7 protein-coding genes are annotated in these 6,444 nt (G+C 70.5%); 4 read left to right on the forward strand and 3 right to left on the reverse strand.

Features of this window, described 5'->3' with window-relative positions; genetic code table 11:
* The coding region (locus AC6LJ5_RS29660) for an RNA ligase family protein (RefSeq protein WP_498142383.1) at positions 1-752 on the reverse strand (752 nt) is incomplete at its 3' end.
* A 475-nt stretch (positions 753-1,227) separates the two neighbouring features.
* Between AC6LJ5_RS29660 and AC6LJ5_RS29665 the strand changes: the two genes are divergently transcribed.
* Entirely contained in the window at positions 1,228-1,929 is a 702-nt protein-coding gene (locus AC6LJ5_RS29665) for a YwqG family protein (RefSeq protein WP_498142384.1), read from the forward strand.
* Between the two features lie 27 nt (positions 1,930-1,956).
* On the opposite strand, the gene AC6LJ5_RS29670 is transcribed toward AC6LJ5_RS29665, so the two are convergent.
* Entirely contained in the window at positions 1,957-2,658 is a 702-nt protein-coding gene (locus AC6LJ5_RS29670; RefSeq protein WP_103276145.1) for a GntR family transcriptional regulator, read from the reverse strand.
* A gap of 114 nt (positions 2,659-2,772) precedes the next feature.
* Between AC6LJ5_RS29670 and AC6LJ5_RS29675 the strand changes: the two genes are divergently transcribed.
* The 3 genes from AC6LJ5_RS29675 to AC6LJ5_RS29685 all read left to right on the forward strand — a co-directional run bounded on the left by AC6LJ5_RS29675 (position 2,773) and on the right by AC6LJ5_RS29685 (position 5,882).
* A complete protein-coding gene (locus AC6LJ5_RS29675) occupies positions 2,773-3,627 on the forward strand; it encodes a fumarylacetoacetate hydrolase family protein (protein ID WP_498142385.1) in 855 nt (284 codons plus the stop codon).
* Positions 3,628-3,705: 78 nt separating this feature from the next.
* The gene (locus tag AC6LJ5_RS29680; RefSeq protein ID WP_498142386.1) at positions 3,706-4,725 is read left to right on the forward strand and encodes a Bug family tripartite tricarboxylate transporter substrate binding protein; all 1,020 of its coding nucleotides are present in this window, start codon (positions 3,706-3,708) and stop codon (positions 4,723-4,725) included.
* Between the two features lie 206 nt (positions 4,726-4,931).
* Positions 4,932-5,882 carry a VOC family protein gene (locus AC6LJ5_RS29685; RefSeq protein WP_498142387.1) on the forward strand — a complete coding sequence of 317 codons (951 nt, stop codon included), beginning with the start codon at positions 4,932-4,934 and terminating at the stop codon, positions 5,880-5,882.
* Between the two features lie 12 nt (positions 5,883-5,894).
* On the opposite strand, the gene AC6LJ5_RS29690 is transcribed toward AC6LJ5_RS29685, so the two are convergent.
* Positions 5,895-6,444: RNA polymerase sigma factor (locus AC6LJ5_RS29690; protein WP_498142388.1), on the reverse strand; the 550-nt coding region annotated here is incomplete at its 5' end.

The raw sequence follows: 6,444 nt of genomic DNA on the forward strand, positions 1-6,444 counted from the left end.
CTCGCATGATGCGAGCCGCTGTCCAGAATGGTCTGCACGAAGTCGCGGCGCACGAACTTGTAGCGGGCCAGCACCTGGCGATCGTCCTCGATCTTGAGGTACAGCCCCTCCGACAGGTCCGCGCCGTCGGTCTGGCGCCAGCACAGGTCCCAGTCCAGCCCCTCGCGCGCCACGGCCTGCCGAAGGCTGTCCTTCCAGGCCGCGCTCTTGCCCAGCGACCACCGCAGCAGGGCGCGCAGCTGCGCGGGCCGCGCCGGCATCGGGCCGGCGTACAGCACCGGCACCGACAGCACGGGCGAACCGCCCAGCAGCGCGTGGCGACGCGGCGTCGACAGGAACACGCCCTCGCGCCGGTCATAGACGTCGAACTCATGGAAATGGTGCGGCAGGCAGTCGTAGAACACCGAATGCTTGCTGTACGTCCACTCGCCATACATGACGTAGCGGTCTTCGAGCGCGTGCAGCAGCCGCGCCTCGTGCGCGGCCGCCCATTGCTTGAACAGGTTGAACTGCCGTTCGCGGCCGCCACCCGTCAGGTAGTGACCGCGCGATTGCAGCAGCAGGTCGGCCGCGCCGCTGAACGACAGGCCGGCGTTGGCGCCGTCGAGCTTTTCCTCGATGACGACGTGGCGGCCGGCCAGCGAGGCCAGCGGCGCCTGGTCGGCGACGCTGTCGCCGGGCTGCAGCCGCGAGCCTTCGAGATGCGGCGTGCGCGGGTACTTCAGGATGGGATGGATATCGTCGTGATGCATGATTCGTCGCCCGCCGCGTTATTGGCGCGCACGGGCCTGGGACCAGGAAAGGGCCGACGAACGATGCGGGCGCGTGTCAGGTCGCTGTCCCGCCTGGAACCAGGAGGGAGCAGAGTCGCGGGAAAAAGGAAGCGGGTGTCGGGTTCCGCGCGCAGCCTCATGGCAGGCTGGGGGAACGCAGGCAGTGCCGCAGCCCATGCAGGCGCAGACCGCGCCGGATCGAGCTGCTTGCGGCAGTCGTCGGCGATTAGCGAGTGACGAAAGTGCGGGACACGTGTGGCTCCAGGGAAAACACGCTTGATGGAGAGAGTGCGAATTCTAGCGCGCGCTCATGAACGCGGGCAACACGTCGGGCGCGAAACGTCGCGCATTGCCAACGCATGCGCGTCATGGCGCGTCTGGAATAATGATGGCCGGCCAGCGGCCTGTTCGCGCCGCGCGCCCTTTTTCTCGCGTTGTTTTCCCAGGAGTTCCCATGCTCAGTCACTACCCCCGGTATCGCGCCGTTGCCGCGCAAGGTCTCGCGCACAAGCTGGGCGGCCTGCCCTGGGGCCTGCCCGTCGCGCGCTGGCCGCTGTGCGCGGAATGCGGCCGGCCCATGAGCCATCTGCTGCAGGCGCCCGGGCCGGCGGCGGACGAGGCCTCGCCCGCGCTGCCCTTGCGGGCCGACGAAGTGCTGTACGCGTTCAAGTGCGAGTGGGACAGCATCTGCAGCTTCTGGGAAGAGGACGGCGGCGCCAACGCGGTCTTCACCGTGCCGCGCGCGGAACTGGCGGACGGTCCGACCGCGCCGCCCGCGCATGCCGAGGATGGCGCGCCCGAAATCCTGCCGGAACTCGTCGTGGCCGACTGGCGCATCGCGGACGATGGCGCGCCCGCCGAGCTGGAGTCCGCGTTCTACGACTACGGCTTGCACGACGACCTGCCGGACGAGATCGCGCATCCGCATGACTGGGCCTCGGAATGGCGCACGAAGTTCGGCGGCGTGCCGTACTGGACCGCCAACGGCGCGCAGGGCGTGCCCGCCGGAAGGCTGCTGCTGCAGATCGACAACTGGGTGCAACTGGAAGACGGCGGCGGCGCGGAAGTGGCGAACTTCTGCTCGGACGGCACGGCGTACATCTTCGTCGACCGCTCGCGGGAAGCGCCGGTCTACGCGATGATCATCAACCGCTGACCGGCAAGCGACGGCGCGCCTGAAACCCTAGCGCGCGCCCCATTGCCGCGACGCGTGCGCCAGCACCAGCTCGGTGGTGCGGCGCAGATGCTCGGCCAGCAGGTCCGAGGCGCGGACCGCGTCGCGCGCCAGCGTGGCCTCCAGCAGCTCGCGGTGCTCCCGCGCCACGTCGCGTCCGGGCGCCGGCGCGGACCCGGACGCGCCCGCCACCGACAGATGCCGGTAGCGCGCCGTCTGGTCGCGCAGCAGCTCGGCGATGGCGATCAGTGAATTCGAGCCGCTGCCGCTGATCAGCGCGGAATGAAAGGCCGCGTGCGCCTGTTCCCATTCCGGATTCAGGCCGCTGTCGTCCGGCAGCCGCAGCGCCACCCGGCCCAGCCGGTAATGCGCGCCGGCCAGGCGCTCTTCCCAGTCCAACCCGCCCTGCGCGATGGCGCGGCGCAGCGCCTCGCACTCCACGTGAATACGCGTGTCGGTGATGTCGGTGAGTTCGGCCGCCGATACGTCGGCAACGCGAAAGCCGCGCTGGTCCTCGGCGACGACGAAACCGCTGGTGGCCAGCCGCGACAGGGCTTCGCGCAAGGGGATCGCCCCGCTGCCGTAGCGCTCGCACAATTCCTTGATGCGCAGCCGCCCGCCCGGCGGCAGATGCCCCGAGATGATGTCGGCGCGGATGTCGTTCGCCAGCGCGGACGCGGCGGTGCGAAAGGAAGGCGGAGCGGAAAGCATGCGTGACGATAGCCGTGCCAGCTATGAAATTCAATCTGTGCAGGGAAAACCAGAATATATATATTTTTACTTAATACATATTATTTTGGCACCCACGCAGACCCTGGAGATCCCGTGAAACTGGCTACCGTCCAAATCGATGGCGCGCCCTGCGCCGCCGCCCTGCAACAAGACCGCCTGGCCCTGCTGGCCGCCCCCGGGACCGACCTGGGTGCGCTGCTGCGCCAGGGGCTCGGACTGGCCGACTTCCAGCGCCTGGCCGCCGGCGCCACGGTCCACGTCGATCCGAACCAGGCCGTATTCCTGTCGCCGTCGATCGAGCCGCCCAAGATCCTGTGCGTGGGCCTGAACTACGCCGACCACACCAAGGAAAGCCCGTACGAACAGCCCGACTACCCGACGCTGTTCCTGCGCGTGGCGACCAGCCTGGGCGCCCACAACGCCATCGTCCACCGCCCCGCCGTCAGCGACTCGCTGGACTTCGAGGGCGAGATGGTGGTGGTGCTTGGCAAGGGCGGACGCGACATTCCCAAGGACCGCGCGCTGGAACACGTGTTCGGCTACGCGGCCGGCAACGAGATCTCGGTACGCGAGTACCAGTTCAAGTCGCCGCAATGGACGGTCGGCAAGAATTTCGACGGCACCGGCGCCTGGGGCCCCTACGTGGTCACGGCCGACGAGCTGCCGCCGGGCGGGCGCGGGCTGCGCCTGGAGACCCGGCTGAACGGCGCCACCGTGCAGTCGGCCAGCACCACGGACATGCTGTTCGACGTGGCCACGGTGATCTCCACCGTCAGCCAAGCCATCACGCTGCAGGCCGGCGACATCATCTTCTCCGGCACGCCGGCCGGCGTGGGCTTCGGCCGCACGCCCAAGCTCTACATGAAGGCCGGCGACACGGTCGAAGTCGAGATCGAGCGCATCGGCCTGCTGCGCAATCACATCCTGGACCAGCCGAAGGCCGGCTGAACGTCCCGCGCGCATGACGGTCCGGCGGCGCCGGACCGCGTAGTTCCGATCTCCCTCTGGAATCCTGGAATGTCCGCCATGCAAACTCCCGCTACCCATCCCGCCGCCGCTGCGCGCAACGCCGTCCGACGCCGCTGGACCCAACTGCTGCTGGCCGCCGGCCTGGCCTCGTGCCTGGGCCTGGCCCAGGCCGCCGACTGGCCGGCCCGGCCCGTGAAGATCGTGGTGCCCTTCGCCGCCGGCGGCACCACCGACCTGATCGCGCGGCTGATCGCCGCGCCCATGTCGCAACAGCTCGGCCAGTCCGTCGTGATCGAGAACCGCCCCGGCGCGGGCGGCCTGCTGGGCGCGGACGCGGTCGCCAAATCCGCGCCGGACGGCTACACCGTGCTGATGGCGAATATCTCCTACCCGCTGGCCGCGCTGGTGGCGCAACGCGCCAAGCGGCTGAACTTCGATCCCTCGGCCGACCTGCGCAGCGTCAGCGTGGTGGCCAACGTGCCGCTGGTGATCACGTCCACGCCGTCGGTGCCGGCGCGCGACCTGCGCGAGTTCGCCGCCCTGCTCAAGCAGCAGCCGTCCGCGCACTACGCCTATGGATCGACCGGCCCCGGCTCCTATATCCACGTGTTCGGCGAGTGGTTCCAGCAGCAGGCCCAGGCCACCATGATCCACGTGCCCTTCAAGGGCGCGGCGCCGCTCAAGAGCGAAATGCTGGCGGGCCGGATTCAGATGGGCGGGGACCAGCTGTCCTCGTCCTTGAGCGACATCCGCGCCGGCTCGCTGACCGCGCTGGCCGTCACCTCGCCGCAGCGCTCGCCCGCCCTGCCCGACACGCCCACGGCCCGCGAGCTGGGCTATGCCGGCATCGAGACGGAAGGCTGGAACGGCCTGCTCGCACCCTCCCGCACGCCGGACGAGGTGGTCGCGCGCATCAACGCCGCCGTCGCGCATGCGCTGCGCCAGCCCGACGTGCGCCAGCGCCTGGCGGACCTGGGCGCAGAGCCCGGCGGGTCCAGTCCCGGCGCGATGGGTGAGTTGCTGGACCGGCAATTCGCGCAGTTCGGCCCCATGGTCGCGCGCCTGCAGCTCGACTGAGGCCCCGTTCCCATTGCCGCCCCCTCCCGGCCAGGAAGACCCGCCATGAAGAATCGCCGCCTCCGCATCGCCGCCCGCCTGTCGCTGTCCGCCGGCGCCCGCGCCGACGCGCCGCCCTTGTACCAGGACCAGGCGAAGCAGATCGTCGTCGAGCAGTGACAACCGCGAGCGCCGGCCCATGATGCCGGCCCGCAATGGAGACAGCCATGACCCCAGACGCATCGACCGCGGCCACGGCGCTGCTTGCCGTGCATTCGGTGGACGAGTTCGTGTTCAGCGTTCCCGACCTGGAAGCCGCGCGGCAGTTCTATGCGAGCTTCGGCCTGGACGTGCGCGACGAGGACGGCGGCCTGGCGCTGTACGCCTTCGGCCATCCGCAGCGCTGGGGCCGCATCTGGCAGGCGGCGGGACGCAAGCGGCTGTTGTGGCTCAGCCTGGGCATCCACGAGGGGGACGCGCCGCGCTTCGCCGAACGCCTGGATCAGCAGGGCATCGCGCGCATCACCGCGCCCGCCGGCGCGGACGATGGCGGCATCTGGATCGCCGGTCCCGACGGCCTGCCGCTACAGCTGCGCGCCGCGCCCAAGTCCTCGCCGTCGGCGCCGGCGCCGCAGACCCCGCCACAGCCCTGCGCCAATGCCGGCCGCGCCCCCGCCCGCAGCCGCGCGCCGCGCGTTCAGCCGCTGTACCTGTCGCACATCCTGCTGTTCAGCGCCGACGTGGCGCGGGCCACGCGCTTCTATGTGGACGTGCTCGGCCTGCGCGTGTCGGACACGTCCGGCGACGTGATCGCCTTTCTGCACAGCCCGCATGGCAGCGACCATCACCTGATCGCGCTGGCCAAGTCCGGCGGCCTGGGCCTGCACCACACCAGCTGGTGCGTGGCCTCGCTGGATGACGTGGGCCTGGGCATGGAACAGATGAGCGCGGCGGGCCATGGCGAAGGCTGGGGCGTCGGCCGCCACGTGCTGGGCTCCAACTACTTCCGCTACGTGCGCGACCCCTGGGGCAGCTACGCCGAGTATTCCTACGACATCGATTTCGTCGCGCCCGGCGCGCCATGGCCCGCGACCGACCATCCGCCCGAGGACGCGCTGTACGTCTGGGGGCCGGCCCTGCCCCCGGACTTCATCACGAACCACGAACAGGAAGGCTGAGCGGCGGATGTCCTACGCCGACAGGCAACGAGGCTGACGTGACCCCGCGCCCGCCCGCAGCGCCTGCGGCGCCCCCAGCGTCTGGCGCGCGCGCCGCACCTCGCCCATGACGCTGTCCACGGTGATGCCGTAGCGCAGCGCCACTTCGCGCGGCGACAGGTCTTCCACGCTGCGGGCCAGCAGGATGGCCTGGCGGCGGCTGGGCAGGGCCTGCAGGGCGCGCATGCAGGACAGCAGCTCCGAGCGCGCCTCGGCCACCTGCGCCGGACCCGGCGCGTCGTCGGCCAGCAGGCCGGCGTCATCGCCGTCCTGGCCGACTTCGCGCCAGCCCTGGCGCAGGCCGTCCACGGCCAGGTTGCAGGCCATGCGGAACACGTAGGCGCCCGGATTGCGCACCTCGGCCGCCTGGCTGGTGGCCAGGCGCAGCCAGACATCGTGCAGGCTGTCGCCGGCCAGGTCCTCGCTGCCCAGGTAGGCCACCAGCCGGCAACGCAGGTCGTCATAGTGGCTGGCGATGAAACGCTGCAGCGCCGTCGGCTCGCCCGCGCCGGCGGCGCTGCAG

The sequence above is a fragment of the Achromobacter sp. 1011791174 genome (genome assembly GCF_059760925.1).